We start from the raw sequence: 22,882 nt of genomic DNA, 5'->3' as shown, positions 1-22,882 counted from the left end.
GAGACGGTGTGTGCGGCAGGCTGCTTCACGGGTGGCTCCAGGGTTGGTCTTCGTGAGGCGAGCCGCCGGGTGTCAGCTCGCGACCGGCACGAAGGGGGCCGGAGCCGCGGACGTGGTCTCCTCGCCCGCGGGGTGCCGCCACAGTCCCTGCGCGGCGAGGCGCGGCAGGACACCCTCGCCGAACCAGTACGCCTCCTCCAGGTGCGGGTAGCCGGAGAGGATGAACTCGTCGATGCCGAGGGCGTGGTACTCCCGGATCCGCTCGGCGACCTCGTCGTGGCCGCCGACCAGGGCGGTGCCCGCCCCGCCGCGCACCAGGCCGATGCCGGCCCACAGGTTGGGGTGGATCTCCAGGCGGTCGCGGCGGCCGCCGTGCAGGTTGAGCATGCGCTGCTGTCCCTCGGACTCGCTGCGGGCGAGCCCGGCCTGCACCGACGCCACCGTCTCCGGGTCGAATCCGTCGAGCAGCCGGTCTGCCTCGGCCCAGGCCTGCTCGGCGGTGTCACGGGTGATGACGTGCAGCCTGATACCGAAGCGCAGGGTGCGGCCCTGTGCGGCGGCCAGGGACCGGATCCGGGCGATCTTCTCGGCGACCTGTGCGGGCGGTTCGCCCCAGGTGAGATAGACGTCGGAGTGCCGGGCGGCGATCTCACCGGCGATGGGCGAGGAGCCGCCGAAGTAGACCTCGGGCACGGGGTCGGGCACCCGTGCCAGTGCCGCGTCCTCCACTCGGACGTGCTCGCCGTGCAGGCCGACGGTCCGCCCCTCCCACAATCCCCGTACGACGTGCAGGAACTCGCCGGTCCGGCGGTATCGCCCGTCCTTGTCGAGGAAGTCGCCGAAGGCGCGCTGCTCCCTGTTCTCGCCGCCGGTGACGACGTTGAGCAGCAGCCGTCCGCCGGTTTGCCGCTGGAAGGTGGCGGCCATCTGCGCGGCGAGCGTGGGCGAGATCAGCCCCGGCCGGAAGGCCACGAGGAACTTCAGGCGTTCGGTGTGCTGGGCGACCATCGCGGTGGTGAGCCACGCGTCCTCGCACCAGGCGCCGGTGGGCGTGAGGGCGCCCGCGAAGCCCACTTCCTCGGCGGCCCGGGCGATCTGGCTCAGGTAGGCGACCGTCGGCGGCCGGTCCCGCCCGGACGCGGTGGCCGGGGTGCCGTGACCGCCGCCGACGACATGGCGGCTGTCGCCGTTGGTGGGCAGGAACCAGTGGAAGGTGAGGGACACGGGGGTCTCCGATCGAGGGGGAACGTGGGGTGGCTCGGCGGCGGGAGGTGTCAGCCCGCCACCGCCAGCAGCGGAGTGCGGCCGAGCGCCGCGGAGAACTGGTCGACCACCTGGCCGAGTGCCTCGGTGGCGGCCGGCGCGACGGTCAGGGAGCCGTCGTCCCGCACGGCGATGTCCTTGTCGAGGGTGAACCAGCCCTGCACGATGTGGGCCGCGCCCATGGAGTTGAGCACCGGGCGCAAGGCGTAGTCGATGGCCAGGACGTGGGCGACGCTGCCGCCGGTGGCGAGCGGCAGCACGGTCTTGCCGGCCAGGGCGTACTGCGGGAGCAGGTCCAGCAAGGCCTTCAGGACACCGGAGTAGGACGCCTTGTAGACGGGTGTGCCGACGACGACGCCGTCGGCCCGCGCGAACAGCTCGGTGGCCTCGACGATCGCGGGGTGGCGGAAGTCGGCGCCGAGCAGGGCCTCGGCGGGGATGGTGCGGACGTCGAGCGGGATGACGTCATGGCCCTGGGCCGCCAGCCGCTTGTCCAGGTGGCGCAGCAGTCGGCTGGTGCGGGAGGCGGCGGAGGGGCTGCCGGAGACGGACAGAACGGTGGCCATGGGTTCTCTTTTCAAGCAGAAGGCGCGACTGCGCGCAGGCAGGGCCGAATTCGGGAACGCCCCGTTCAAAAGGCGTGCTGGAACGCCGAATTCAGGCGTGCAGGAAAAGCACCGCGCGGGGCGTCACGCCGGCACGGCGGGGTGCGGCCGGCGGCGGGTACGGCGGTGTGGAGAAGCGGCGAGCCGGAGGACTCAGGCTGCGGCGCGACAGGAAGCGCTGGAGACGCGCGCGAGGTCGACGTGGCGTCGCCGCGTGAGGTCCAGTCGCATGGTCATGCCATGGATCGTGGCAGTGGGAGACGACGCCCGTCAAGAAATCCGCGACCCATCTCGTATTCCGGACCGCGGATTTCACAGAAGGTGACACGAAAGGCCGTACGAGACGGAGGAATTCAGTCCTCGTCCGCCGGGACGACCACGAGGAACGCGTCGGATTCCAGGTCCATCACGACGGTGGCGGGCTCGCCCTCGGCGCGGTGGCGGGCCGCGCACTCCTCAGCGGGCCACGATCCGCGCGGAGACCCCGCCGGGAACCGCTCCAACACCTTCGCACTGATGGCCGCAGTCACGTCCGCTGCCCTCCCCTGTCCCGCGCCGCCCGCCGGGGCGACGTCGATCGGTCACTGTCGTACACATCCGGATGCCCCCGATCCAACCGGACATGTACCGCCGGGTAGGTGCCACGCTCCTCACCCACCTCTACACATAAAGGCGAAATAAGAGCAGAATGATGCTTACGCGGCGTTTACCGCATACCCCTCCAGACGCGGTCGCCCTGCATCATGAAGGAGACGAGTCATGGCCAACGTCTCGCCCACCAGAGGTGACATGACCACCCACCCTGACGCCTCCGAGATGCGGGACCGGTATGCCCGCGTACTCGGCGGCCGCGATGTGGCGCTCGTGGACGGACCGGTGTTCCTGCTCGGTCTGTACTGCGCCGCCTCCCCGTGGATCGTCCACTACACGACCAGCCAGCCGGCTCTCGTCACCCACAACCTGATCATGGGTATCGCGATCGGCCTGCTGGCGCTCGGGTTCACTCGCGCTCCGGAGCGCATGTACGGCCTGAGCTGGGCCATGTGCGCCCTCGGCGTGTGGTTGATCATCTCGCCGTGGGTCGTGGGCGAAAGCCCGGACGCCGGTGTCCTGTGGAACAACATCATCATCGGCGCACTGACCGTGATCCTGGGGCTGGTGTGCGCCGGAGCGGCGGCGAAGGCCTCGCCCAGGCCGTAGCGCTCCGCCGGAAGGGAACCGAAGGCCGGTCCACACCCCGGACCGGCCCGTTCATGTCCACCGGGCGGCCGCCCGCGGTGACGGGACCCGGAGCCGGGCGCCCCGGCCGTCCGGGGGCAGAAGCACTACCGGGACCGGCCGTGGACAGCCACCGGCCGCAGTCGCCGCACACCAGGCCTGCGCCGCCTCCGCCGACTGCGGGCCTCAGGGGGGACCCGCCGACCGCAGCGCGGCGAGCCCTCGCCGCTCGACGCGTAGCGCGGCGTCCAGCCGAGTTCGCGCTCCGCCCGGTGCGACGGATCGGCCGGGCGAGGAAGTGACATCCGCAGGCCCCCGCTCGGCTACGACGTGTACACGTACGGCGTCGTGGTCGTCAGCGGCACGAAGCCGAGCCGTTCCAGGATGGGCCGGCTCTGGCTGGAGGCGTCGACCTGGAGGTAGCGGTAGCCGAGGGTCCCGGCGGCATGGGCGCGGTGGGCGACCAGGGTGCGGTAGATGCCGCGGCCGCGCCAGCCCTGGACGGTGCCGCCGCCCCACAGGCCGGCGAACGGCGTGCCGGACAGGAGTTCCATGCGGGCCGCGCTCACCGGCTCGTCGCCGGCCATCGCGACGACGGCGACGACGGTGTCCGGGTCGCCCGACAGCCGGGCGAGGAGCCGGCGGCGCAGCCAGGAGCTGTCCGCGCCGAACGCCTTCTCGTGGACGTCGGCCACGAGATCCACGCCCGCCGGGTCGGTGACCTGCACGATGCGCACGCCCGCGGGCGGTTCGGTGTCGAGGGCCAGGGCGTCGACCTCGCCGATCATCAGCGTCTCCTGGGGCCCGGGCGTGAACCCGGCCGTACGCAGCCGCCGCCCGAGATCCGCCGGCCGGTCGTGCCCGTACAGCTTCCACTCGAAGTCGAGGCCGAGCCCGGTGTAGTGGCCGATCTGCCCGGCGATCGCCGCGTCCGCTCCGGCCTCGTCGAGGGCGGACCACACGACGCCGTTCCAGCCCTGCGCGGAGGCGACCTGGCGGACGACGTCGCCGGCCCGTTCGACACGGGCATCGGGGCCGTCCGGCCGCGCTCCCTCACGCAGGTCGCGGTCGAACAGGGCGAGCAACTCGGCATGATCCATGAGCGGACTTCAGCAGCAGCCGGGCCGGAGGGCAACGGGTTTTCCGGCGCAGTGGCCCCCTCTCGGCCCCGCGGCGGCCCCGTTCCTTTGCCCTCGCGCACCGGCGTCCTAAGGTCCTGTTGGTCGCATTGTCGTGGGAAAGGCCTGCCGCATGGTCGTGAAGGACACCGAGCTGCCCCACCTGCGCCGCTGTGTGGAGCTCGCGGCGGAGGCCCTGGAGGCGGGGGACGAGCCGTTCGGTTCGGTCCTGGTGGGTGGGGACGGCACCGTCCTCGGCGAGGACCACAACCGGGTGGCCTCGGGCGACCGCACCCGGCATCCCGAGTTCGAGCTGGCGCGCTGGTCGGCGGCCCACCTCACGCCCGGGGAACGGGCGGCCGCCACGGTCTACACCTCCGGCGAGCACTGCCCGATGTGCGCGGCCGCGCACGCCTGGGTCGGCCTCGGGCGCATTGTCTACGTCGCGTCGTCCGAGCAACTCGCTTCCTGGCTGGGTGAGTTGGGTGTCCCCGCGCCGCCGGTGCGGACACTCCCCGTGCGCGACGTCGCACCCGGTGTAGTGGTGGACGGTCCCGTTCCCGAACTGACCGGCCAGGTGAGGGAGTTGCACATCAGGTTCCACCGCGGACGCGACTGAGACACGGGGCCCCGGCCCGGGAGCGTCGAGCCCGGGCCGGCGGGCCCCCGCCCGAGATGCAGGGCCCCTCGGGCGAACATACGATCGATCTGAACGGGACCAGGTGTAAGACCAGCCATACGTCCAGGCTCCCCGACGGGGGGAGGCATGTTGTCCTCGCTGCCGGCACGCCGGCTGATGGCCGTCTGCATCACCCTGGTCACGGTCGTCACCCGCTGCGACTGAAGGGCTGGGCGGCCATGACGACGCACAACGACGACGTGGACTGGGACCGCTGGCCGGTCGCCGACTACCTCGCGGAGAACTACCGCGAGGTGCACGCGTCGGACGCGGCGATCATCGCGCACCACTCCGCGTTCTACCGGGGCCTACGGCCCGGCGGGATCGCCCGCTCGGTGGAGTTCGGGGCGGGCCCCAACCTGTATCCGCTGATGCTGGCGTCCGCCGCGTGCCGCAGGATCGACGCCGTGGAGGCCGGAGCGAGCAATGTCGCCTACCTCGAGGACCAGATCTGCCACCGTCTCGACGCGAGCTGGCTGCCCTTCCACGCGCTGTGCCGACGGCTCAACCCCCAGGTGCCTCCGACGCTGGCCGGGGCGCTGGCCCCGGTGAACATCGTCCACGCCGACGTCCGGGTCCTGCCGCCGGGCACGTACGAACTCGCCTCCATGCACTTCGTCGCCGAGAGCGTCACGGAGGACTTCGCCGAGTTCGCCGACCTCTGCCGCACCTTCGTCCGTACGGCCCGGCCGGGCGGCTACCTGGTCGCCGCGTTCAGGGAGAACATGCCGACGTACCGCATCGGCCCGGCCTCCCGCTGGCCGGGCTGTCCGGTGAACCCCACGACGGTCACGGAGGTCTTCACGCCCCTGACCAGAGAGCTGGACGTGGACCACATCGACATGGACCCGACCCTGCCGGACTACGGGGACTCGGGGATGGTGCTGCTCACGGGCGTTGCGGAGGCGGTGTAGCCCGAGCGTGTCAGGCGTCCGCCCCCGGACGGAACCTCCGGCGCAGCACCACTCCCCCGGCGATCAGCGCCGCGCTCGCCGCGACGGCCTGGAGGGTGTGGTCCGTGCCCGTGTGCGCCAAGGCGCCGGTGGCGTGCGGGACGGTGTGGGGGGCCGGTTCGGGCGCGGGGTTCGGCCGGGGCGGCGGAGTCGGCTTCGGCACCGGCTTCGGCGGGTGCTGGGGCCGGACCGGACGAGGGTCGCCGGGGGTGTTCGAGGACTCGTTGCCGGTCGCCGGGTTGCCGATGCCGACCACGTTCACCGAGTTGCCCGTGACGTTGACGGGGAGGTCGACCGGCAGTTGCACGCCGTTGCCGGAGATCACGCCCGGCGAATCCGTTCCGCTGCCCTCGGCGACCGCGCCGCCGGACCCGCCGGGCCGGCCGCCCCGCCCGTCGTCCTTGTTCGCACAGCTGTTGCCGGCAGCGGGGTTCAGGAGCCCCACCACGTTCACGGTGTTCCCGCACGCGTTCACCGGGACGTGCACCGGCAGCTGGACGGTGTTGCCGGAGACCACCCCGGGCGAACCGGCCGCCGAGCCGTCCGCACCGGAACCGGCGTACGCGGGGACGGTCACGGTCATCGCGCCCGAGGCGGCGGCGACGGCGATCATTCCGTTTCGGGTAACCCGTCTCATGGGACCCCTGCCTTCCAGACATCGTCGCGGGCACTCACCCGCACCGGATAGAACGCGGGGCACCCGATCCGAGTTATGGGTTATCGGCCTTTCACTCCATCGAGCGGCCCGGTTGTCGAACAAGCGGTAAAGCCCTTCGTATGCGGGCTCGGTGTGCGGCCTTCGCATGCGGGGGCGGGTTGCGGCCCTCGTGTGCGGCCTTTCGTATCCAGACCCGTCTGCGGGATTCGCATGCGGGGCGAGCCGTGCAGGTCACGGCACGTGACCCTGCCCCGCCTGCCCGGAGGCGCGGCTTCCGGGGCCCGCATATGGTGAGCGAGGGCGCCGATCCCGGTCCGCTGTGGGGCGCCCCGCGTCTCCTGGAGGCACCGATGCTGGCCAAGCTGTCCACGCGCCCCTCGATACGGCGCTGCGCGGTCGTCGGCACGGCCGGACTCGCCCTGCTGGGCACCGCACTGCCGGCCGCCGACGACCCGCCGCCCGGCCTCACGCGCTTCTACGACCAGAAGGTCACCTGGTCGAAGTGCGAGGGCATGGACATGCCGAAGGACCTCCAGTGCGGGAAGGTCACCGTCCCGCTCGACTACGGCGAGCCCGGGAAGGGCACCCTCGACGTCGCCGTCGCCCGCTACCGGGCCACGGGCAAGTCCCGGGGCTCGGTCCTGCTGAACTTCGGCGGCCCGGGCGGTCAGGGCGTGGCGCAACTCGCCATGGGCGGCAAGGACTTCATGGGCCTGACGAACGGCTACGACGTCGTCTCCTTCGACCCCCGCGGCGTCGGCCGCTCCTCGCCGGTCAGCTGCGGAAACGCCTCGGACAGCGCCCTGGACGCCACCGACGGCAACGCCGACGTGGCCGATCCCGGGGCCGTGCTCGAAGAGCTGCGCGCGGCGGCGGCCGAGTGCGCCGAGCACTCGGGCCCGGTCCTGCCCCACATCGGCACGGTCGACGCCGCCCGCGACCTGGACGTCATGCGCGACGCACTCGGCGACGACAAGCTCAACTACCTGGGCTTCTCCTACGGAAGCCGGCTCGGCGCGGTGTACGCGGCCCAGTACCCCGAGAAGGTCGGCAGGATGGTGCTGGACGGCGTCGACACGCTGACCGAGCCGCTGGCCGACCAGGGTGTGGTGAGCGCCCAGGGGCAGCAGACCGCGCTGGAGAACTTCCTGACCTGGTGCACCGAGGACATCGCCTGCCCGTTCGGACGGAATCCGCGCGAGGCCCGGGAGCACGTCGTGGACGTGGTCGAGTCGCTCGACAGGGACCCGGTGCCGACCGACTTCGGTGAGGCCTTCTCCGGCCAGGACTTCGCCGGCGCCCTCGGGCAGGGCCTCTACAGCCGGGAGCTGTGGCCCTCGCTGCAGCGGGCCATCGGCCGGCTGCTCGAGGACGGCGACCCGAGCGGCCTGGAGGCCTTCCTGTCCGGGGGCTTCACCGTCCCGCTGCGCGGCCGCCCGCACGCCGGACTCACCGACCCCGCGGACGTGCCGCAGGACAACCTGCCGGCGGCGCTGATGGCGGTCAACTGCGCGGACGACCCCGACCGCCCCGCCGCCGCGCAGATCACCAGGGACCTCGGCCGGCTGCGCGACCGCTACGAGCAGGCGTCACCCGTCTTCGGCCGCTACCGGCTCACCCAGGTCTTGATGTGCTACGGCCGCCCCAAGGGCACCGACTTCATCCGCGACGACGTCAAGGACGTGGACTCACCGAGGATGCTGCTCGTGGGCACCCGGGGCGACCCGGCCACGCCGTACCGCTGGACGGTGGAGACGGCCAGGCGGCTCGGGTCGTCGGCGGTGGTGCTCGACAACCGGGGCGAAGGCCACACCGGCTACGGCTCGTCCAAGTGTGTGCACAGCAAGGTCGACGCCTTTCTGCTGTACGGAACGCTGCCGCCGGACGGCAGCTCCTGCGGCTCCGACCGCGACGACGAATGAGATCGACTGCCCCAAATGCCCTAATGGCGAATTCGCTCTATCGTTCTGTCATGGAGAGCGTTCTGAGTCCCGCGACCCTTGCCGAGCTGCGGCGCCCGCGCCCCTACCCCGCGGTCTCCGTGCTGACGCCGACACATCGGCGCGATCCCTACAACACCCAGGACCAGGTCCGGCTGCGCAATGCGGTGGCCGAGGCCAAGAGGCAGCTGGAGGCCGATCCGGCCGTCACCCGCGAGCGACGCACCGAGGTCGCCGGACATCTCGACCGGGCACTGTCCGAGGTCGACCTGACGCACGCCGAGGACGGCCTGGCGATCTTCGCCGCTCCCGGCGAGCACCAGGTGTGGTCTCTGGCCAGGTCCGTACCCGAACGCGTGGTGCTCTCGGACACCTTCCTCACCCGCAACCTCGTCTCCGCCCAGACGGCCGGGCGGCCCTTCTGGGTCCTGTCGCTCGCCGCGGACCGCGCCACGCTGTGGAACGGCGGCGTCGACCGGGTCGCCGAGGCCCGCGTCGGCGGCTTCCCGCTGACCCGGCGGGTGGAGAACTTCGACCCGGAACGGCTGCAGCGGATCGGCGACACGCCGAGCGCCTTCCGGGAGGAACGCACCCGCCAGTTCCTCCGCGAGGCCGACACCGCGATGACCGCCGTGCTGCGCGATCACCCGAGACAGCTGTACGTCACCGGCGAGCCGGCCGCCCTCTCCCTGCTGGACGAGGTCGGCGGCACCGCCCGGGGTGCGGTGCACCTCCCGCACGGCGGGCTCGCGCACGGGACCCCGGAGACCGTGTGGCAGGCCGTGCGCCCGGTGGTCGAGGCGGAGGCCCGCAGGAGTACGGAAGCCGTGACCCGTGCACTCGAAACGGCCCGCGGGCGGCGGGACTTCGCCGCCGGTGTCGACGAGCTGTGGCAGAGCGCCCGGGACGGCCGCGTCCGGCTGCTGGCCGTCGAGGAGAACTACCGCGTGACGGTCCGCGACGCCGGGGACCATCTGATCCTGGCCGACAGCGGCGACCTCGACTCCCGCGAGGACATCGTGGACGAGATCGTCGAGCAGTGCCTGGAGACCGGGGCCGACGTCCGCTTCGTACCGGACGGCACCCTCGGGGAGGCGGACGGCATGGCCGGGGTGCTGCGGTACTGACCGAGGGTCGAACGCAAGGTCGTCGAACACCCGCATGAGCCTCGTGCGGGTGTTTCCGATGGATCGTCAAGTGGCCTGTGTAATCTACGACTTGAGACGGCGGGGAAGGCGTTCCCCACCTACCCCGGAGTAGCTCGGGGAGACTGTGGCATATGCCAGAAGCACCACCGTATCGGGTGTCGCCGAATCCCTTACAGGGCGTCGCAGGCTGTGCAACAGTCGTAACGGTCCCTCCGTCCGCCTTGGTCGTACCGTCCCCGCATCGGAGTGCGTCATGCCGTCCCACCTCTCCGCGGACCGCCCAGCCGCCCAGCCGCCCGGACGCGGCCCGGTCGACGCGCTCATATCGCAGACGCGGCGGCTCAAGGGCGACGTGGACGCGGTGCGCCGCGATTGTGAGGAAGAGGCATCGGACCACCCGCGCGAACGCTGGCAGCGCGCCCTGTACGACCTGGCTCTGCACCAGCTCAACGACCTGGACGAGCACCTGGCCCAGCTGCGGGACGGCCCCCTGCCCACGGCAGCGGTACCCGAACCCCCCGTCCCCTCGCAGGACTCCTTGCTCAGCCGCGTCGGCAGCGCCGAGTGGAACCTGCTGACGGACGAGGCCAGTTGGTCCGGGGAGCTCTACCAGATCCTGGGCCGCGACCCGGCCGCTCCCCCACTCACCCTCGACGAGCTGCCGTCACTGGTCGTGGACGAGGACCGGCCGAAACTGACGGCGATGGTCACCAACTGCCTCGTCGACGCCCGGCCCATCGACGGCGAGTTCCGCATCGCCCGCCGGGGCGGCGACGTACGGACCGTGCACATGATGGGCGAACCGGTACTCGACACCGACGGCAGCACCGCCTCGATGTGGGCTGTGCTGCGCGACGTCAGCGAACTGCGCCGCAGCCAGCGGGCGGTGAACGAGACCCGTGACTCGCTCCACCACCGGCAGAAGGCCGCGCACCACGAGCACCGGCTCGCGGCCGAGCTGCAGGAGGCCGTGCTGCCGCCCTGGCGCGGCTCCCTGCGGCTCCCGCACCGGGGCCCCCGGACCCTCGACCTCGCGTCCCACCACCTTCCGGCGTCCACGCACACACGCATCGGTGGCGACTGGTACGACGCACTCGAACTGACCGACGGCGAAACGCTCCTCAGCGTCGGCGATCTGACCGGCCAGGGAGTCGGCGTCACCTCGAACATGACCATGCTGCTCGGCGCCGTACGCGGCATGGCCATGGCCGGCGCCCGGCCGGGACAGTTGATGGCCTGGCTCAACCAGTTACTCGACGCCACCGTGCAACCCGCCCTGGGCAGCGCCGTCTGCTGCCGCTACCGGCCCGCTACCCGCACCCTGGCGTGGGCGCAGGCCGGACATCCCACCCCGCTGCTGTTCCGCGACGGGACAGGGCGTGTACTGGACGCACCGGACGGCGTCCTGCTCGGCGCCACCTCGGGCGCCGTCTACGGGCAGGCCGAAGAGACGCTCCAGGTGGGCGACCTGCTGCTCCTGCACACCGACGGGCTGGTCCCCGGGCACACCGGGCCGGCGGCCGCGAACCTCCTCCTCAGCCTGGCACCACGCCTGACCGGCACCGCGGAGGACGCCGTACGGACCGTGGTCGAGGAGTTCGGCGGGAGCGAGCGCGAGGACAACGCCTGTGTGCTCGTCGCCAGGGTCATGTCTTGAGGAAACTCAGGCCTGTGCGCGGTTGCCGCCCCTGCCCTTCGTCTTCGGCAGGGCGAGGCTGATCTCCTCCCTCAGCTCCTGGATCTTCGGGTATCCGGAGTACTCGGCCGTGAGCCGGTACATCTGGCGCAGCCGGTCCCAGGTGCGGTGGGAGGAGTTGGAGCCCATCGACACCAGGGCCAGTCGCGCGTAGCGATCCGCCTGTTCGGGGTCGTCCGCGATGAAGCAGGCCGACGCCATCGACAGATAGTCGAAGATCTTCGACCGCTGCCGGCCGTCGACACGCAGGGCCAGCGCCTTCTCGGCGTAGTGCTGGGCGTGGGCGGCCGCGCCCGGCTCGAACTCGGCGAGCGTGCGGTAGGCCAGCGCCTGCATGCCGTAGAGGTCCTCCTCCTTGAAGGTCTGCATCCAGTCCGGCGGCGGGACGTCGGCCTTGTCGGAGACGAACAGGTCCTCCGCCCGGCCGAGTGTGCGTCGCATCGCCTGGCCCTTGCCCATGGCCGCCTGCGCCCAGGCCTCGATGGTGTAGAGCATCGCCCGGGTGCGGGGCAGCACCTCGTCGCCCGAGCCGGACGTGGCGAGTTTCATCAGGTCCAGGGCGTCGTCGGGCTTGCCCAGGTGCACCATCTGGCGGGCCGCGCGGGACAGTGCCTCACCCGCACGGGGCCGGTCCCCGCCCTCTCTGGCCGCGTGCGCGGCGATGACGAAGTACTTCTGCGCCGTGGGCTCCAGGCCGACGTCGTGCGACATCCAGCCCGCGAGGACGGCCAGGTTGGCGGCGACGCCCCACAGGCGCCGCTGAAGGTGGGGTGGGTGACGGTAGGCGAGCATGCCGCCCACCTCGTTGAGCTGGCCCACCACGGCCTTGCGCTGGAGCCCGCCGCCGCGGGCCGCGTCCCAGGCGCGGAACACCTCGACCGAGCGCTCCAGTTCCTCGATCTCCTGCGACCCGATGGGGGCGGCCTCGTAGCGGTCGAACCCAGCGGGGTCGGCGTGCAGGGGACGGTCGAGGTCGGGGGCGTCGGCAGCCAGGGAAGGGTCGGTGTGCAGCCAGTCGTACATGGCGCTGCTGAGTGCGGATCCCGCGGCGAGCGCGGCGCCCGCGCCCACCAAGCCGCGTCGGTTGAGCATGAGGTCCATTCCCGTGAATTCGGTGAGGACCGCAGCGGTCCGCTCGGGCGCCCACGGCACACCGTCGGGAGCATCGGAGCTCCCGCCGTCCTGCCGTTTTCCCGCGCGCCCGTGCCGGACCAGACCGAGGTCCTCGATGGTCACGACACGGCCGAGACGCTCGGTGAACAGAGCCGCCAGCACCCGCGGCACCGGATCGCGCGGGATCTCTCCCGTGTCGATCCACCGCCGCACCCGGGAGGTGTCGGTCGACAGCTGGGGATGGCCCATGGCCGCCGCCTGCCGGTTGACCAGCCTCGCGAGTTCGCCCTTGGACCAGCCGGCCAGGCCGAACAGATCCGCGAGCCGGGTGTTGGGTTGTCCGCTCACGTCAAGCCCCCAGGTTCTCGGCTGAGTTGACAGTAGCCCGGGGAGACATGCCGGGCGACTATTCGCCAGGGTTCGCCAGGGTGCGCCAGATGGTGTGCCACCGGTCATCCGGTGTCAGGTAGGAACGCGCCACCCCGACCCGGTCGCCGGGGACACTCCCCAGGGTTCTCCCGGGCATCCGGGCCGGGTGGTGCGCTGTCGTCGCAGGCACACGAAGGGATCTGTTTCGCCCATGTACACAGCATCGTCCTCCGTGTCCGCACCGCACCGGTCGCTGCACCCGCGTCCCACGGACAGCGGCCCCTACCTCGCCCCCGCGCGGCCGGCGGCCCCCGTGCTCGGCGCGGGCAAGGCTCGGCGCGGCGCGGTCATCGGCACCCAACCGCTCAGCGGGAGACTCGACTTGTCCGGCCCCCAGGGCGCGCAACTGCGCACGGCGATCGCGTCCGTGCACCGCATCTGCCCGGAGTTCGCCCCGGTGCAGGTGCTGCGCCGCAACGGACGGTCCGTGCTCCTGGTCGGTACGACCGGCCGCAGCACGGCCGTCGCCAAGTGTTTACTGGACCACTCCCCCGCCTGGTCCGAGCGGATCCGCCACGAGATAGCGGCGTACCGCTCGTTCGTCCGGCACCGTCCTCCTGTGCGGGCGCCGAGACTGATCGCGGCGGACCCGGACAACTGCACCCTGGTGATCGAGCGGATGCCGGGCCGGGTGGCGGCGCTCCAGCGGCACCCGGCGGAGGCGCCGCCCCGGGCGGACATCAGAGCGGCACTCGGCGCGATCTGCCGGCTGAACGCCTGGCGGCCACCGGCGGGCACGTTCGACGCCCCGCTCGACTACGCGGCCCGGATCTCCCGGTACCACGAGCTGGGTCTGCTCACCGACCGTGACCTGGGCGACCTGCAGAAGCTGCTGCACGGCATCGCGCAGGCGTCCGGACGGCAGGGCATGGGCCAGTTCTGCCACGGCGACGCACTGCTGTCGAACATGCTCCTGTCACCGGCCGGTCCAGTGCTGGTGGATTGGGAGCATGCCGGCTGGTACCTGCCGGGCTACGACCTGGCGACGCTGTGGTCGGTGCTCGGGGACGCACCGGTCGCTCGCCGTCAGATCAGCCAGATCGCGCAGTCGGCGGGACCGGCGTCCAGGGATGCCTTCCTGGTGAACCTGATGCTGGTGCTGACCCGTGAGATCCGCACCTACGAGACGGCCGTGCAGCGTTCGATGCACGACGCGACCCCGGCGGCACCGGGCACGGCCCACCCGGGTGCTGCGCCGTCCGGCGAGGAGCAGAGGCTGCTGCTGCGGCGGCTGCACGACGACTGCCAGTTGGCCCGGCGCGCCGTTCGCGCGGCGGTCGGCACTCGCTGACGGGGACGAAAGGGCCGCTGTACGCCGGGGCAGGCGTGCAGCGGCCCTTTCGTGTGCGGCCGGTTCGGCTCAGCCCTGCTGGAAGAGTTCCGCGGGCAGCGGCTTGAGGAGGGCGTAGAGGTCGTCCGTGATGGGGCGGTCCCAGGCGGCGATGGTCACCAGGACGTTGTCGCTGCGGTCGAACTGCACGCAGGAGATCCGGCTCTCGGAGAGCTTGACGCGGCGCACGATCAGGAGGTTGTCGCCCTGCATCACCGGTACGTCCTCGGTGCTGACGACGGTGACCTCCTCGTCGTTCTCCAGCGCCAGCAGCAGCTGCGCGACCTCGAAGGGGACCTGGCCCTCGGGGACCTCGCGGGCCGGGGAGCCCTCCGGCAGATTCCCGATGATCATGGCGGGGCCGCGACCGCCGAACAGGTCGTAGCGCAGGAAGACGCCCTGGCAGGTCCCGTCGGGCGCGGGCAGCAGTCCCGCGCCGAGGTTGCCGGGCCAGTCGCCCGGGTCCATGGCCAGTACGTCGAAGTCGGGCCCGGCGGGCGTGGCGCTGCGGCGGCGGAGGAACGACATGTCGCCCATGGTACGTGCCCGGGCCTGCGAAGTGCGGGGCGGGCGGCGGACCGGGGGGCCGGGCTGTCACCCGGTGCCGCGAGCGGTGCGAGGCCACTCGGACGTGCCGGTCGGCCTAGGCCGGCGCCTTGTGCCGCTGGTGGTGGCGGGCCACCCGTGCGCGGTTGCCGCAGGAGGGTTTGCACCACTCCTGGCGCGGGTGGTCCTTGAGGAAGTAGCGCACGCAGCGCGGCGCGTGGCAGGCCCGCAGCCGGTCGCGGTCGGGGCTCGCGAGGAACGCGATCACGGCGTGCGCGAGGGCCGCCGTCAGGTCGTCGCCGGGGCCGACGGGCTGGTGACGGAGGACCGGGGCGGCGCCTTCGGGCCAGTCCAGGACCGGCACGCTGGGGGTGCGGGCGGCCATCTCGTTCAGGTGCCGCACCGCTTCCGGCAGGGGCATGAGGCGGGCCGCGTCCGCCGCGCTGGGCTCGCCCGGGCGCACCGCCCGGGCGAAGAGCGCACGGACGGCGGCCCGCAGCTCGCGGACGGCGGTGAGCTGCGCGGCGTCGGCGGTGAACCCGGCAGCGCCGCCGTCGGCCGGCTGCGGTGCCGTGCCGGCGGGAAGGCCCTCGCGGTGATCGTCGGCTCGGTCGGGAGCGGTGTCCGGCAGGGCCTCGGGGTGTGCCCGAACCCAGGCGGTGAGGTCTGCCGGGTCGGTCAGGTCGTCGGCGACGCCGCCGTTGCCGTCGTGGCGGATGGTGAGGGCCAGGTCCAGGGCGAGCCGGGTGTCCCTGTTGATCGGTTCCCGCATGCGGCTAATGATAGGCCCGGCCGTATCCATTACGGCGAAGTCAGTCCGCCGGGCGCGACGGTGGCACCACGGCCACGGGGCTCGCGGCGTGCAGCAGAACGGCGTGGGTGACCGAGCCCATCATGCGGACGGGTGAGAGCAGACGCCGCCGGTGGCGCCCCACCACGACGAGGTCGGCGTCCCGGGAGGCCGCAACGAGGTGGCCGGCCGCGTCGCCCGCCGCCGGGACCAGCTGGATCGGGACGTCCGGGTGCCGCTCGCGGTACGGGGCGAGGAAGCCGTCGGCGAGGACCCGGGTCTCGTCCTCGATGACGTCCTGGTCGACGATCGGCGGGGGCATCTCCCCGGGCATCATCCAGGGCTGCGCCGGCCACGGGTAGGCGGCGACCGCCTGGAGCCGGGCACCACGCCGGGCGGCCTCGGCGAAGGCGAACTCGAGTGTGGCCTCGTCGGGGCCGTCCACCTTCAGGCCGACGACCACCCGCGAGCCGGGACCGCCCGGCGTCTCGCCGTGGACCTCGCGTCCGGGCCGGGGCACCACGACGACGGGGCACTCGGCGTCGCGGGCGGCGGCCATGCTGTTCGAGCCGAGCAGCAGACTGGCGAAGCCGCCGCGGCCCCGGGAGCCGAGCACCAGCAGCTGGGCGGTGGCGCCCAGTTCGGGCAGGACCGCGCCGGCCGCGCCCTCCAGGCCGGCGTACTCCGTGTCCGGCTGGTCGGCGCGGCCCTCCAGGTGGGTGCGGACCTGGTCGAGAACGGGGTCGTCCTGCGGGTCCGCGGGCCCGGCGGCGAGGACATCGGGCTGTGCCCAATGGGCGTACTGGCGTACGTGCGCCACGCGCAGGGGTGCCGCGCGCCGGCGAGCGGCGTCGGCAGCCCACTCCAGGGCGCGCAGGCTGTCGTCCGAACCGTCGACCGCCGCGACGACAGGCAGGGTGCTCATGGGTTCTTCACCTCCGAGATCCGACCGTCCCCTCCCTGGGGCCAGCCTGACTCAGGCGGTGGCTCCGGGAAGATGCCTCCGGTCGCGTGTCCGGAAATGCGGGTGGAACAGCCCCGGATCGGCCGTCGGATCCCGGCCGTCCGGAATGGTTCGCCCCGTCCTCAGGTGAGGTCGAACTCTCCTTCCCGCGCTCCCGACACGAACGCGCCCCACTCGGCGGGTGTGAAGATCAGCGAAGGGCTCTCCGGGCGGGCACTGTTCCGCATGGCGATGAAGCCCTCGACGAAGGCGATCTGGACATCCCCCCGCCCTTGGCTGCTGGACTGCCACTGTGCGTTGGTGAGGTCCAGCTCCGGCTTGTCCCAGCCCGTGAGCGGGCGCTGCTGGGTGGTGGTCTCGGCCACGTCCGTGCTCCTCCCGGTTCGTCGTCCGCGGCCAGCCTAGCGATCGTGCCCCACGGCCAACAGGGCACGTGAGGGGGACCTTTCAGGAGTCCGGGGGCCGGTCGCCCACGAGCCACATGGAGAAGAACTGCGATCCGCCGCCGTAGGCGTGGCCGAGGACCCTGCGAGCCCCGTCCACCTGGTGTTCTCCGGCCTGCCGGCGCACCTGGAGCGCCGCTTCCGCGAAGCGGATCATGCCGGAGGCGCCGATGGGGTTGGCGGACAGCACGCCGCCCGACATGTTGACGGGCAGGGCCCCGTCCAGTTCGGTCACGCCCGCCTCGGTGAGTTTCCAGCCCTCGCCCTCGCCGGCGAAGCCGAGGTTCTCCAGCCACATAGGCTCGTACCAGGAGAACGGCACGTAGATCTCGGCGGCGTCGATCTCGCGGCGGGGGTCGGTGATCCCGGCCTGCCGGTAGACGTCGGCGGCGCAGTCCTGCCCGGCCTGCGGGGAGACGAAGTCCTTGCCGGCGAAGAGGGTCGGTTCGCTGCGCATCGCGCCGCCGAGCATCCAGGCGGGCGGCCGCGGCGCCCGGGCGGCTCCGACGCGGTCGGTGAGGATCATCGCGCAGGCGCCGTCGGAGGAGGGGCAGGTCTCCGAGTAGCGGATCGGGTCCCACAGCATGGGCGAGGCCATGACCTTGTCGAGGGTGATGTCGTGCTCGTGCAGGTGGGCGTACGGGTTCTTGAGCGCGTTGCGGCGGTCCTTGTAGGCGACGAGGGCACCGATCGTCTCGGGCGCGCCGCTGCGGTGCATGTACGCGCGGATGTGCGGCGCGAAGAACCCGCCCGCCCCGGCCAGCAGGGGCTGCTGGAAGGGGATGGGCAGGGACAGCCCCCACATGGCGTTCGACTCGGACTGTTTTTCGAAGGCGAGGGTGAGGACGGTGCCGTGGACGCGGGCCGCGACGAGGTTCGCCGCGACGAGCGCGGTGGAGCCGCCGACGGAACCGGCGGTGTGCACGCGGAGCATGGGTTTGCCGACGGCGCCGAGGGCGTCGGCGAGGTAGAGCTCCGGCATCATGACGCCCTCGAAGAAGTCGGGCGCCTTCCCGATCACGACGGCGTCGATGTCGGCCCAGGTCAGCTCGGCGTCCTGGAGCGCTCGCCGGGCCGCTTCCCGGGTCAGTCCCGCGAGGGACACGTCCCGGCGTGCCGCGACGTGCCTGGTCTGGCCGATGCCGACGACGGCCACGGGCTCCTTGCTCATCGGGCTTCCCCTTCCAGTACGGCGACCAGGTTCTGCTGGAGGCAGGGGCCGGACGTGGCGTGGGCGAGGGCGCGGTCGGACTCGCCGCGGTGGATGCGGGCGGCGGCCTCGCCGATGCGGATGAGGCCGGCGGCCATGATCGGGTTGGCGGCGAGGGCCCCGCCGGAGGGGTTCACGTCCACGCCCTCACCCAGCCGGAGGGCCTTGTGCAGGACGATCTCCTGCGCGGAGAAGGGCGCGTGCAGCTCGGCGGTGTCTACGGGACGCTCGAAGGCTCCGGCCCGCTCGGCGGCCAGCCGGGTGGACGGCGAGTCGGTCAGGTCGCGCACACCGAGTCCGTGGGCCTCGATGCGGTGGTCGATGCCGCGGATCCAGGCGGGGCGTGCGCACAGTTCACGGGCCCGGTGCCCCGCCGCGAGGATCACGGCGGCGGCCCCGTCCCCGACGGGCGGGCAGTCACCGGTGCGCAGGGGCTGTACGAGGTAGTCGCCCTGCGGCACGGGGCCGCGCAGTTGTGCGTGGGGGTTGGCGGCAGCGGCCTCACGGTTGCGGGAGGCGACGGCGGCGAGGGCGGGCTCGTCGGTGTGGCCGACGTCGATGAGCGCCTGCGCCTGGAGGGCGGCGAGGGCCACGGAGTCGGGCCACAAGGGTGCCACGTAGTACGGGTCGAGCTGGCGGGTCAGGACGTCGCGGACCGAGCCGGGCGAGGACTTGCCGTACGCGTAGACCAGGGCGGTGTCGGCGTCGCCGGTGAGGAGTTTGGTCCAGGCCTCGTACAGGGCCCAGGCGCCGTCCATCTCGACGTGCGACTCGGAGATCGGGGGCCAGGCGCCGACGCCGTCGAGGGCGAGGGTGAAGGAGAAGGCGCGGCCGGCGAGGTAGTCGCTGGAGCCGGAGCAGGTGAAGTCGATGTCGGCGGTCTTCAGGCCGGTCCGGTCGAGGACCTCGTGCAGCACCGGCATCAGCATCTCCACCTCGGAGAACTCGTCGCTGGTGCGCCGGTGGTCGGTCTGGGCGAAGGCGACGACGGCGATCTCGCGGTCCCGCGGTGCGCTCGTCACAGCAGCTCCCTGTAGGCGTCGTAGTCCGCGTCGGGTTCTCCGGTGGGCCGGTAGTGGTCGGGGTAGCGGGCGCCGTCGGTCCACACGGGTTCGACGCGCAGGCCCATGCGGACCTCGTCGTACGGGATGCCGCCGATCCGGCCGTGCAACGCGAGGTCGGCGCCGTCGAGGGCGATGTGGGCGTAGACGTACGGCACCTCGATGTCGAGGTTCTTCGCTTTGATGTTGACGATGCAGAACGTGGTCACCGTGCCGCGGGGACCGACCTCGACCTGCTCGGACGTGGCGACGCCACAGGTGGGGCACGCGCCCCTCGGGGGGACGTAGACCTTGCGGCAGGACGGGCAGCGTTCGCCGACGGTCCGCCGGCCGGAGAGGGCGTTGATGTAGGCGGTCTGGGCGCGGCCGGGCGAGTAGGTGTAGTCGAGGCGGGCGGCGGCGACGATGCCGGTGACGGGATCCTCGAACTCGCCCTGGTGTCCTGCCGGTTCGGCTCGATGGCCGTCGTAGGGCTCGAAGCAGGCGATGTCGGTGATGGCACCGGTGCGTGCCGCGGCCCAGCGGACGCGGACCGGCATGCCGGTGTGCACGGCGGCGGGGCCCGGGGCGTCGAGGGCGTGGAGAAGGGCCGTGTCGGCTCCGTCGAGGCGGACCAGGACCCAGGCGAAGGGCGTGGTGAGGGGCTGGCCGCGGCGTGGGGCCGGGTTCCAGGCCCAGGTGGTGACCGTGCCGGTGGGGGCGACCTCGACCAGGTCGCGGAGTTCCTCGGCGGTGACGGGGTCGTACTCGACGGGTGGGACCAGGATACGGCCGTCGCGGGTCTTCACCCCGAGGATCACACGTTCCCGCAGACCGGTCAGGAAGGCACTCTGGACGGGCCCGAGGGAGCGGGTGAAGGGAAATTCGACGACAAGCGGCGCCTTGAGAACTGCGGACATCGAGGGCCCGCCTCCTTCGAATCGGCGTGCACGGGGCGCGCCCCCTCAGGGGCGCGGGGAACTGCGCGCTCGGCCACCGACGACCCGCAGCTCTGAACCGGCCTGAGCCGGCGCAGCGCTAGGCGCGCTTGTAGACGGGTGGTCGCTTCTCCGCGAAGGCGCGGGCGCCCTCCTTGGCATCAGCGGTGCCGAAGACCGGCCAGCCGCGGGTGAGTTCGGCGGCGAGGCCGTCGGACTCGGTCATCTCGGCGGTCTCGTAGACGGAGGCTTTGACGGCCTCGACGGCCAGCGGGCCGCAGGAGTTGATCCGCTCGGAGATCTCCAGCGCCTTGGCGAGTGCGGTGCCGTCGGGGACGACGTGGCCGACCAGACCGATGGCGGCGGCCTCGTGGGCGCTGTAGGAGCGGCCGGTCAACAGCATCTCCAGGGCGTGGGTGCGCGGGATCTGGCGTGGCAGCCGGACGGTGGAGCCGCCGATGGGGAACAGGCCGCGCCGCACCTCGAACAGGCCGAAGGTGGCGGACTCGGCGGCGACGCGGATGTCGGTGCCCTGGAGCATCTCGGTGCCGCCCGCGACGCAGTACCCCTCGACGGCGGCGATCACCGGCTTGCGCGGGCGGTGGTGGCGCAGCATCGCCTTCCAGTGCAGGTCGGGGTCGGCCTTGAGCCGGTCGCGGTACTCCTCTCCGGCCATGCCGTTCCCGGCGAGGGCCTTGAGGTCCATGCCGGAGCAGAACGAGCCGCCCGCGCCGGTGAGGACGATCGAGCGCACCGAGTCGTCCGCATCCGCCTCGAGCCACCCGTCGTGGAGGCCGACGAGCATCGGCAGTGAGAGCGCGTTCCTGGCCTGTGGCCTGTTGAGCGTGAGCACCAGTGTGGCGCCTTCGCGCTGCACGGTGAGGTGTTCCGTCCCACCCATGGCGAACTCCCCTCTCATGGAACGAGAACAGGTTGCAGTAGGGCGGGAAGCACTTCAAGGGTTTTCTGACAGTCAGTCAGATTCTTTCGCGGAGACCCTTCACAGTTGGACCGCCCTTTGCTCTGATGACCGGCGAACCGTCCGATGCCAGGCACGCCCCGGGGTCAGGAGGAGCGGTGGAGTACAACCTTGCCGACCTGTTCGAGTCGGTCGTCGACGTCGTCCCCGACCGTGAGGCGCTGGTGTACGCCGACCATCCGGGCACGGGAGCGGAGCGCCGCCTGACGTACGCGGAGCTCGACGCGGCGGCCGACCGCGTCGGCCACCACCTGCTCGACAGCGGGATACGGCCCGGTGAGCACGTCGGGCTCCACCTCTACAACGGCGTGGAGTACCTGCAGACGGTGCTGGGCTGCCTGAAGGCGCGGATCGTCCCGGTCAACGTCAACTACCGCTATGTGGAAGAGGAGTTGGTGTACCTCTACCGGGACGCGGATCTGGTGGGGCTGGTCTTCGACGCGGAGTTCACGGACCGCGTGGCGGCGGCGCGGCCCCGGGCCGGGAAGCTGCGGCACCTGATCCGGGTGGGCGCTGCGGCGCCGGGAGCCGCGGAGGTGCCCTGCGTGGAGTTCGCCCAGGTGGAGGCCGCCGGGTCACCCGAGCGCGGTTTCCCGGCCCGCTCGGCCGATGACCAGTTCATCATCTACACCGGTGGCACGACCGGGATGCCCAAGGGCGTGATGTGGCGGCAGGAGGATCTGTTCTTCGCGGGCCTCGGCGGCGGCGCCCCGACCGGGGAGCCGGTGAAGAAGCCGGAGGAGCTCGCCGAACGGGTCGCGGCCGGCGGCGCGGGGATCACGTTCTTCCCGACGGCCCCGCTGATGCACGGCACCTCCACCCTCACCGCGTTCATCGGCTTCAACTTCGGGCAGCGGGTCGTGATCCACCGCAAGTTCGTGCCCGACGAGGTGCTGCGGACCGTGGAGAAGGAGCGGGTCAGCAGCATCTCGCTGGTGGGGGACGCGATGCTGCGGCCGCTCGTCGACGCGCTGAGCGGCCCGCTGCGGCACATCGACCGCTCGTCGCTGTTCAGCGTGTCGTCGTCCGGCGCGATCTTGTCGGACACGGTGCGCCGGCAGTTCCAGGAGCTGGTGCCGAACGCCATGCTGCTGAACAACTTCGGCTCGTCGGAGTCGGGCTTCAACGGCACGGCGACCGAGGACTCGGGTCCGGAGCGGGGCTTCCGGGTGCGGGTCAACGCCCGCACCCAGGTGGTCGACCCGGCCACGTACGCGCCGGTGGCGGCCGGTGAGGTGGGCCGGATCGCCCAGTGCGGTCATGTGCCGCTCGGCTACTACAACGACCCGGCCAAGACCGCGGGGACCTTCTTCGAGAGGGACGGCGAGCGGTGGGTGCTGCTCGGCGACATGGCCACCGTCGACGAGGAGGGCGTGGTCACCGTCCTGGGCCGGGGCTCGCAGTGCATCAACACCGGCGGCGAGAAGGTGTACCCGGAGGAGGTCGAGCAGGCCCTCAAGTCCCACCCGGACGTCTACGACGCGCTGGTGGCCGGGGTGCCGGACCCCCGGTGGGGCCACCAGGTGGCGGCGGTGGTGCAACTGCGCGAGGGTGCGGCACGGCCGTCGCTGGAGGACATCCGGACGCACTGCCGCGACCGGCTCGCCGGCTACAAGATCCCGCGCCGGCTGGTGATCACCGAGTCGATCCAGCGGTCGCCGAGCGGCAAGGCGGACTACCGGTGGGCGCGGGAGGTGGCGGTGACGGCGGACGGGTGAATCTCCGGCCGGACCATTGAACCCCAGGTGACGTGCGGACGTACTGGTGGTGGCAGGCTCGGTCACCGAGCCCTGTCAGCCATGCCAGCAAGACCGCACGGAAG

23 protein-coding genes are annotated in these 22,882 nt (G+C 72.1%); 8 read left to right on the top strand and 15 right to left on the bottom strand.

Going from position 1 to position 22,882, the window contains the following annotated elements; genetic code table 11:
• Positions 1–72: 72 nt before the first annotated feature.
• From IO24_RS0131010 to IO24_RS45780, 4 genes are all read right to left on the bottom strand, one after another.
• A complete protein-coding gene (locus IO24_RS0131010; protein WP_031141405.1) occupies positions 73–1,224 on the bottom strand; it encodes an LLM class flavin-dependent oxidoreductase in 1,152 nt (383 codons plus the stop codon).
• 50 nt (positions 1,225–1,274) lie between these two features.
• Entirely contained in the window at positions 1,275–1,829 is a 555-nt protein-coding gene (ssuE, locus tag IO24_RS0131005; protein ID WP_031141403.1) for an NADPH-dependent FMN reductase, read from the bottom strand.
• A 192-nt stretch (positions 1,830–2,021) separates the two neighbouring features.
• Positions 2,022–2,099 (bottom strand): putative leader peptide, encoded by a 78-nt coding sequence (locus IO24_RS47690; protein ID WP_351405193.1) that lies wholly within the window; start codon positions 2,097–2,099, stop codon positions 2,022–2,024.
• A gap of 122 nt (positions 2,100–2,221) precedes the next feature.
• Complete coding sequence (locus IO24_RS45780; protein WP_167551642.1) at positions 2,222–2,398, bottom strand: hypothetical protein; 177 nt, start codon at positions 2,396–2,398, stop codon at positions 2,222–2,224.
• A gap of 229 nt (positions 2,399–2,627) precedes the next feature.
• Here IO24_RS45780 and IO24_RS0130995 point away from each other — a divergent pair, with 229 nt between their 5' ends.
• Positions 2,628–3,068: an SPW repeat protein gene (locus IO24_RS0130995; protein WP_031141401.1), complete on the top strand. Its 441-nt coding sequence runs from the start codon at positions 2,628–2,630 to the stop codon at positions 3,066–3,068.
• A gap of 341 nt (positions 3,069–3,409) precedes the next feature.
• Here the strand turns inward: IO24_RS0130995 and IO24_RS0130990 are convergent, their stop codons facing one another.
• The gene (locus IO24_RS0130990; protein WP_031141399.1) at positions 3,410–4,186 is read right to left on the bottom strand and encodes a GNAT family N-acetyltransferase; all 777 of its coding nucleotides are present in this window, start codon (positions 4,184–4,186) and stop codon (positions 3,410–3,412) included.
• Positions 4,187–4,337: 151 nt separating this feature from the next.
• On the opposite strand from IO24_RS0130990, the gene IO24_RS0130985 reads away from it, so the two are divergent.
• Positions 4,338–4,823: a nucleoside deaminase gene (locus tag IO24_RS0130985; protein WP_031141397.1), complete on the top strand. Its 486-nt coding sequence runs from the start codon at positions 4,338–4,340 to the stop codon at positions 4,821–4,823.
• A 239-nt stretch (positions 4,824–5,062) separates the two neighbouring features.
• A complete protein-coding gene (locus tag IO24_RS0130980; RefSeq protein ID WP_031141395.1) occupies positions 5,063–5,797 on the top strand; it encodes a hypothetical protein in 735 nt (244 codons plus the stop codon).
• A 10-nt stretch (positions 5,798–5,807) separates the two neighbouring features.
• On the opposite strand, the gene IO24_RS0130975 is transcribed toward IO24_RS0130980, so the two are convergent.
• Entirely contained in the window at positions 5,808–6,449 is a 642-nt protein-coding gene (locus IO24_RS0130975; RefSeq protein WP_037668846.1) for a chaplin, read from the bottom strand.
• Between the two features lie 395 nt (positions 6,450–6,844).
• Between IO24_RS0130975 and IO24_RS0130970 the strand changes: the two genes are divergently transcribed.
• The 3 genes from IO24_RS0130970 to IO24_RS0130960 all read left to right on the top strand — a co-directional run bounded on the left by IO24_RS0130970 (position 6,845) and on the right by IO24_RS0130960 (position 11,239).
• A complete protein-coding gene (locus IO24_RS0130970) occupies positions 6,845–8,416 on the top strand; it encodes an alpha/beta hydrolase (RefSeq protein ID WP_031141391.1) in 1,572 nt (523 codons plus the stop codon).
• Between the two features lie 50 nt (positions 8,417–8,466).
• Positions 8,467–9,561 (top strand): baeRF3 domain-containing protein, encoded by a 1,095-nt coding sequence (locus IO24_RS0130965; RefSeq protein WP_031141389.1) that lies wholly within the window; start codon positions 8,467–8,469, stop codon positions 9,559–9,561.
• Between the two features lie 274 nt (positions 9,562–9,835).
• Positions 9,836–11,239 (top strand): PP2C family protein-serine/threonine phosphatase, encoded by a 1,404-nt coding sequence (locus tag IO24_RS0130960; RefSeq protein WP_031141386.1) that lies wholly within the window; start codon positions 9,836–9,838, stop codon positions 11,237–11,239.
• A 6-nt stretch (positions 11,240–11,245) separates the two neighbouring features.
• Here IO24_RS0130960 and IO24_RS0130955 read toward each other — a convergent pair whose 3' ends face one another.
• Positions 11,246–12,739: a DNA-binding protein NsdB gene (locus tag IO24_RS0130955; RefSeq protein ID WP_031141384.1), complete on the bottom strand. Its 1,494-nt coding sequence runs from the start codon at positions 12,737–12,739 to the stop codon at positions 11,246–11,248.
• Between the two features lie 232 nt (positions 12,740–12,971).
• Here IO24_RS0130955 and IO24_RS0130950 point away from each other — a divergent pair, with 232 nt between their 5' ends.
• A complete protein-coding gene (locus tag IO24_RS0130950) occupies positions 12,972–14,111 on the top strand; it encodes an aminoglycoside phosphotransferase family protein (protein ID WP_031141382.1) in 1,140 nt (379 codons plus the stop codon).
• A gap of 69 nt (positions 14,112–14,180) precedes the next feature.
• Here IO24_RS0130950 and IO24_RS0130945 read toward each other — a convergent pair whose 3' ends face one another.
• The 8 genes from IO24_RS0130945 to IO24_RS0130910 form a co-directional block, all read right to left on the bottom strand.
• Positions 14,181–14,678, bottom strand: coding sequence for a glycosyltransferase family protein (locus IO24_RS0130945; RefSeq protein ID WP_031141380.1), 498 nt, complete (start codon positions 14,676–14,678; stop codon positions 14,181–14,183).
• Between the two features lie 115 nt (positions 14,679–14,793).
• Positions 14,794–15,468 (bottom strand): CGNR zinc finger domain-containing protein, encoded by a 675-nt coding sequence (locus tag IO24_RS0130940; RefSeq protein WP_031141379.1) that lies wholly within the window; start codon positions 15,466–15,468, stop codon positions 14,794–14,796.
• 40 nt (positions 15,469–15,508) lie between these two features.
• On the bottom strand, positions 15,509–16,411 hold the full coding sequence (locus tag IO24_RS0130935; protein WP_031141377.1) for a universal stress protein: 903 nt from the start codon (positions 16,409–16,411) through the stop codon (positions 15,509–15,511).
• 161 nt (positions 16,412–16,572) lie between these two features.
• Positions 16,573–16,815 (bottom strand): DUF397 domain-containing protein, encoded by a 243-nt coding sequence (locus IO24_RS0130930; protein WP_031141375.1) that lies wholly within the window; start codon positions 16,813–16,815, stop codon positions 16,573–16,575.
• 82 nt (positions 16,816–16,897) lie between these two features.
• Positions 16,898–18,064, bottom strand: coding sequence for a thiolase domain-containing protein (locus IO24_RS0130925; RefSeq protein ID WP_031141373.1), 1,167 nt, complete (start codon positions 18,062–18,064; stop codon positions 16,898–16,900).
• Positions 18,061–19,125, bottom strand: coding sequence for a thiolase domain-containing protein (locus IO24_RS0130920; RefSeq protein ID WP_031141371.1), 1,065 nt, complete (start codon positions 19,123–19,125; stop codon positions 18,061–18,063). The genes IO24_RS0130925 and IO24_RS0130920 overlap by 4 nt, the downstream gene beginning before the upstream one ends.
• Positions 19,122–20,063, bottom strand: a complete 942-nt coding sequence (locus tag IO24_RS0130915; protein WP_031141369.1) for a Zn-ribbon domain-containing OB-fold protein — start codon at positions 20,061–20,063, stop codon at positions 19,122–19,124. The genes IO24_RS0130920 and IO24_RS0130915 overlap by 4 nt, the downstream gene beginning before the upstream one ends.
• Before the next feature lie 118 nt (positions 20,064–20,181).
• Entirely contained in the window at positions 20,182–20,982 is an 801-nt protein-coding gene (locus IO24_RS0130910; protein ID WP_031141367.1) for a crotonase/enoyl-CoA hydratase family protein, read from the bottom strand.
• Positions 20,983–21,158: 176 nt separating this feature from the next.
• On the opposite strand from IO24_RS0130910, the gene IO24_RS0130905 reads away from it, so the two are divergent.
• Positions 21,159–22,778, top strand: coding sequence for an acyl-CoA synthetase (locus tag IO24_RS0130905; protein ID WP_031141365.1), 1,620 nt, complete (start codon positions 21,159–21,161; stop codon positions 22,776–22,778).
• Positions 22,779–22,882 lie beyond the last annotated feature (104 nt).

The organism is Streptomyces flavovariabilis, assembly GCF_000725785.1.
In the GTDB taxonomy this organism is placed as follows: domain Bacteria; phylum Actinomycetota; class Actinomycetes; order Streptomycetales; family Streptomycetaceae; genus Streptomyces; species Streptomyces hawaiiensis.
This window is presented reverse-complemented; position numbering and strand designations above follow the sequence as displayed.

Bases quoted from the DNA above. Each gene is read 5' to 3' on its own strand.
- ssuE (WP_031141403.1), bottom strand. From the start codon at position 1,829: ATGGCCACCGTTCTGTCCGTCTCCGGCAGCCCCTCCGCCGCCTCCCGC.
- IO24_RS47690 (WP_351405193.1), bottom strand. From the start codon at position 2,099: ATGCGACTGGACCTCACGCGGCGACGCCACGTCGACCTCGCGCGCGTC.
- IO24_RS0130995 (WP_031141401.1), top strand. From the start codon at position 2,628: ATGGCCAACGTCTCGCCCACCAGAGGTGACATGACCACCCACCCTGAC.
- IO24_RS0130990 (WP_031141399.1), bottom strand. From the start codon at position 4,186: ATGGATCATGCCGAGTTGCTCGCCCTGTTCGACCGCGACCTGCGTGAG.
- IO24_RS0130985 (WP_031141397.1), top strand. From the start codon at position 4,338: ATGGTCGTGAAGGACACCGAGCTGCCCCACCTGCGCCGCTGTGTGGAG.
- IO24_RS0130980 (WP_031141395.1), top strand. From the start codon at position 5,063: ATGACGACGCACAACGACGACGTGGACTGGGACCGCTGGCCGGTCGCC.
- IO24_RS0130975 (WP_037668846.1), bottom strand. From the start codon at position 6,449: ATGATCGCCGTCGCCGCCGCCTCGGGCGCGATGACCGTGACCGTCCCC.
- IO24_RS0130970 (WP_031141391.1), top strand. From the start codon at position 6,845: ATGCTGGCCAAGCTGTCCACGCGCCCCTCGATACGGCGCTGCGCGGTC.
- IO24_RS0130965 (WP_031141389.1), top strand. From the start codon at position 8,467: ATGGAGAGCGTTCTGAGTCCCGCGACCCTTGCCGAGCTGCGGCGCCCG.
- IO24_RS0130960 (WP_031141386.1), top strand. From the start codon at position 9,836: ATGCCGTCCCACCTCTCCGCGGACCGCCCAGCCGCCCAGCCGCCCGGA.
- IO24_RS0130950 (WP_031141382.1), top strand. From the start codon at position 12,972: ATGTACACAGCATCGTCCTCCGTGTCCGCACCGCACCGGTCGCTGCAC.
- IO24_RS0130945 (WP_031141380.1), bottom strand. From the start codon at position 14,678: ATGTCGTTCCTCCGCCGCCGCAGCGCCACGCCCGCCGGGCCCGACTTC.
- IO24_RS0130940 (WP_031141379.1), bottom strand. From the start codon at position 15,468: ATGCGGGAACCGATCAACAGGGACACCCGGCTCGCCCTGGACCTGGCC.
- IO24_RS0130935 (WP_031141377.1), bottom strand. From the start codon at position 16,411: ATGAGCACCCTGCCTGTCGTCGCGGCGGTCGACGGTTCGGACGACAGC.
- IO24_RS0130925 (WP_031141373.1), bottom strand. From the start codon at position 18,064: ATGAGCAAGGAGCCCGTGGCCGTCGTCGGCATCGGCCAGACCAGGCAC.
- IO24_RS0130915 (WP_031141369.1), bottom strand. From the start codon at position 20,063: ATGTCCGCAGTTCTCAAGGCGCCGCTTGTCGTCGAATTTCCCTTCACC.
- IO24_RS0130910 (WP_031141367.1), bottom strand. From the start codon at position 20,982: ATGGGTGGGACGGAACACCTCACCGTGCAGCGCGAAGGCGCCACACTG.